This is a genomic window from Streptomyces sp. AC627_RSS907 (assembly GCF_019049165.1).
The window spans coordinates 1-552 of record NZ_JAGMUE010001522.1 but is presented as its reverse complement, the minus strand read 5'-3'; the positions used below and the strand labels follow the sequence as shown (position 1 = coordinate 552).

The 552-nt window shown below is 69.9% G+C and carries 1 pseudogene; it reads left to right on the top strand.

The annotated features are described in order from the left end of the window. A pseudogene (locus KUM32_RS42795) lies at window positions 1-552 on the top strand (UDP-N-acetylglucosamine 1-carboxyvinyltransferase); the annotation flags it as partial.

The following is a 552-nucleotide window of genomic DNA, read 5'->3' as shown; positions in this document are numbered from 1 at the left end:
GTCCCGGGCCAGCGCCGCGCTCGCCACCGAGGGCAACATCTACGTCCGGGGCGCCCAGCAGCGCTCCATGATGACCTTCCTCAACACCTACCGGAAGGTCGGCGGCGCCTTCGAGATCGACGACGAGGGCATCCGCTTCTGGCACCCCGGCGGCCCGCTGAACGCCATCGCCCTGGAGACCGACGTCCACCCCGGCTTCCAGACCGACTGGCAGCAGCCGCTGGTCGTCGCGCTGACCCAGGCGTCGGGCCTGTCGATCGTGCACGAGACGGTGTACGAGTCCCGGCTCGGCTTCACCTCGGCGCTGAACCAGATGGGCGCCCACATCCAGCTCTACCGCGAGTGCCTCGGCGGCTCCGCCTGCCGCTTCGGCCAGCGCAACTTCCTGCACTCCGCGGTCGTCTCCGGGCCCACCAAGCTGCAGGGCGCCGACCTGGTCATCCCCGACCTGCGCGGCGGCTTCTCGTACCTGATCGCCGCGCTGGCGGCGCAGGGCACCTCCCGGGTGCACGGTATCGATCTGATCAACCGGGGCTACGAGAACTTCATGAG